The sequence below is a fragment of the Sulfurihydrogenibium yellowstonense SS-5 genome (genome assembly GCF_000173615.1).
In the GTDB taxonomy this organism is placed as follows: domain Bacteria; phylum Aquificota; class Aquificia; order Aquificales; family Hydrogenothermaceae; genus Sulfurihydrogenibium; species Sulfurihydrogenibium yellowstonense.
This window is the reverse complement of the sequence record NZ_ABZS01000177.1, coordinates 1-3,479: the sequence shown is the minus strand read 5'-3', so window position 1 is coordinate 3,479 and position 3,479 is coordinate 1. Positions and strand designations below refer to the sequence as shown.

The window sequence follows — 3,479 nt, the reverse complement described above, 5'->3', positions numbered from 1 at the left end:
GCAGAGAGCCACATAAGCATCCATACATTTCCGGAGAAAGGATATTTTTCAATAGATATATTCTCTTGTAAGGAATTTGACATTCCAGCAGCTTTAGAAATAATTAAATCTTTCTTTGGTACAGAAGACCTTGAAGTTCAAACAACTTCAAGAGGAACTGAGTTTCCAAGAGACATTGGCATGGCTGGAGCGATTACAGCTTCTCAAAGAAAAAGATTATATTAAAAAACATGCGCCAGCCTAACGGCTGGTATTTTTAAAATGAATAGGAGATTTTCCGCACAACTATAATACAATGTATATACTTTACTGCTAACCTCTGTAATGGCAATTCATGAATTGCCTATACTTTCATTTTCTCTGTTATTCTGAGGACACAAGTCTAAAGGATCTCCTCTTTTAAAATTTGATGAAATATGAGATTCTTCGCTAACGCTCGGAATGACAGAATTAGGATGCAAAAGAGATTCTTCACCGGCTGCAGAATGGCAAATAAGATCACCTTTCTCTAGTATTTGTCATTTAACCTTTGACTGTCATCCTGAGGCCGAAGGCCGAAGGATCTCCTTTTAAAATTTTATAAAAATCACTAATTTCTCACTCAAATAAAAATATGACTTTAATGTTAGCGGTAAAGCGTAAAATGCAAAGAATTTGCCAAGTCAGACAAAACATATAGGCGTTTATCTTAATTACAGGCGGTTAATCCTTCGCAACGTTAAACCTTATACACTCCTAATCTTTCACTTCACACCTAAATAATTTTATTTCATCTTGAACAAAGTAAAAATAACCAGTATAATTTAAGCTTATAAAATACAGGAGAAGTCAATGGCAAAAGAAAAAATTGGTGTTGTGCTTTTAAATTTGGGTGGTCCAGACTCCTTAGATGCGATTCAGCCATTTTTATACAACCTATTTTCTGACCATGACATCATACAAATTCCAAAACCTATTCAAAAACCAGTAGCATTCTTAATTTCAAGACTTAGAGCCAAAAAAACAAAAAAATACTACGAAATAATGGGAGGAAAATCACCACAAAAAGAACAAACACTTCAGCAAGCCCAAAAACTCCAAGAAAGACTTGGGGAAGATTATAAAGTTGTCGTTGCAATGAGATATTGGCATCCATTCACAGAAGAAGCTTTAAGCCAGCTTTTTCAAGAAAAAATAAAAAAAATAATCTTGCTACCACTATACCCACAGTACAGTAGAACAACCACAGGATCATCTTTCAATGAATTTGACAGAAAGGTTAAAAGATACATTAAGCCCGGTAAATTTGCGGTACTATCTACACTAAAGGGGACAAAAGAACCCTACTACTATTTTTCAAGCATTCCTATTGTAAAAATAAACTGCTACTTTGACAATCCTTTATACATAAAGGCGATGGTAGAAAACATTAAAGAAAGCCTGCCAAAAGATCATAAAGATTATTATTTCTTGTTTACAGCCCACAGCTTGCCGGAAAAGATCATCCTTGACGGCGACCCATACAAAAAACAAACAGAAACAACAGTTAAGCTAATAATGGATCACTTTCCAAATGTTAAACATTCCTTAGCTTATCAATCAAAGGTTGGACCTGTAAAGTGGTTAGAACCTTTTACAGACCAAGAGATTGAAAGGTTAATAAAAGAAGGGTATAAAAAGTTGGTGGTTATACCTGTTAGTTTTGTCTCGGAACATTCAGAAACACTTTACGAGCTTGATTATCAGTATGGCAACATGGCAAAAGAGCTTGGAGCTGAAAGTTTTATCAGAATACCAACTTTAAAAACTCATCCAATGTTTATAGAAACACTTAAAGAGCTTGTGATTAAAAACTCTTAGGGTCTACTTCTATAATTACATCCAAACCCTTTTTCAGTAGCTTTTCAGCTAAAGCCTTTATCATTTGCTTTTCCTTTTCTGATTTATACTCAAAATAATAGTTAAAACTATTTGGTTTTTGAAAGAAGGAATATACTTTCAAGCTTGAGATTTCTTTCAATACCTTTTCAACATACTCTTTTTGATTTGGTTTAAACACAATTTTAAATCTTACAAGCTTTAAAAACGGTGGTAGTTTGTTTTTCTTTCTATAGTCAATTTCTTTTTTATAGAAATTTTCTAAAGTTTGATTTACATCGTAGGATTTAGTCCATATGTTTTCCGCAAGCCAACTCTCCAGTTTATTAGAAAAAATGATATAACTATCCTTAGCTACTGTTAACGGATATATTACAGACCTTAAAAATTTTTCATTCGCCCTATAATCAGGCAAATCTAAAATAAAGTCAGGATAAAGATTTATAACCATATCAAAGCTTTCAAACTGCAATATATCTTTTAAGCATGATTCTACAACGATTTTGTTAGAATCCAGTAGCTTTCTAAGTTTTTCACTTTTTTTAAGAAGTTCAAAAACAAACTCTTTTCCAAATCCAGTCTCTTTTAGCTTAAAATCACATTCAGGACAGGCTTTAAAGTATTCAAACCTTTTTTTACAAGACGGACATCTGAAAATCTTAATGCTGTTTTGAATGTAAGTCTTCAGCGGAACATCACAGGTTGGACAGACTGCTTCCCATCCACATCTTGGACAGTAAATAAACCCGGAGTAATAGCTTTTATTAGTCAAAATCAGAGTTCTTCCTTTCTCTGAAATCGAGCTTTGGAGTTTGATTAAAGTTTTATTGGTAGACTTAAAAGGATTAATTTCTACATAAGATTTTATAACATCTTTATCTTTTTTTAGATTTGGGACATTAATCAAGTAGCTTTCGATGGATAAAATAGAAGATGTTAAGATGATTGGAATATTTTTTTCTTTATGAATGTAATATAAAACCCTTTTTGTCTCAAATCTTGGAGACCTTAAAACTTTATAAGCTGATGAATGTTCTTGCTCAAGAATTATGAGATTTAAGTCTTTTATAGGAATAAGTAAAGAAGATACTGTTCCGATAACAATGGACGGATTCTTTGTTATCTCTTTAAAGATTTCAAACTGAAGCTTTGGATTAATTCCATCATGATAAAAATATACATTTTCAAACTTTTGAGATAAATCTTTATAAAGTTTATTTCCAAAGGCAATACTTGGAACAACAATTAGCACACTTTTATTTGTTTTGACGTATTTTTTTAAAAGCGATATGTAAGCTTTTAGCCTATCTTTGAAGTAAAATCTATCATAAACATACATCTGACTTTCTAAAAGTTTTGGAGTATAGTCAGATGTTTTTGGTTGTTTAAAAACAGGAGTTTTTATTTTTACACTACTTTCAACGGGAATAAGAATGCCTTTATCAAGCAAACTTTTAATGCTTCTTTTAGAAAATCCAAGCGATAATAAATCCTCATAAGATACTTCTTGATTTTCTTGAATGATTTGAATAATTTTTTTAGCTGTTTCTGAGATTTTTTTAAGTTTTACGTTTTCATTGATGTTAAAAACTTTAAAAGCAAGCGGGTCTTTTATGGCTTTT

General features: G+C 31.8%; 3 protein-coding genes. 2 read left to right on the top strand and 1 reads right to left on the bottom strand.

The features are described 5' to 3' along the window. Together speD and hemH are read left to right on the top strand one after the other, a co-directional pair. Positions 1 to 225, top strand: a 225-nt coding sequence (gene speD / locus SULYE_RS07060) for an S-adenosylmethionine decarboxylase (protein ID WP_007547923.1), incomplete at its 5' end; no start/stop codon positions are given. 606 nt (positions 226 to 831) lie between these two features. After that, positions 832 to 1,839: a ferrochelatase gene (hemH, locus tag SULYE_RS07055; RefSeq protein WP_007547922.1), complete on the top strand. Its 1,008-nt coding sequence runs from the start codon at positions 832 to 834 to the stop codon at positions 1,837 to 1,839. Here hemH and SULYE_RS07050 read toward each other — a convergent pair. Next, positions 1,826 to 3,479 (bottom strand): primosomal protein N' (locus tag SULYE_RS07050; RefSeq protein ID WP_007547921.1); only part of this gene is annotated, 1,654 nt, incomplete at its 5' end. The two genes, hemH and SULYE_RS07050, sit on opposite strands and share 14 nt — an antisense overlap.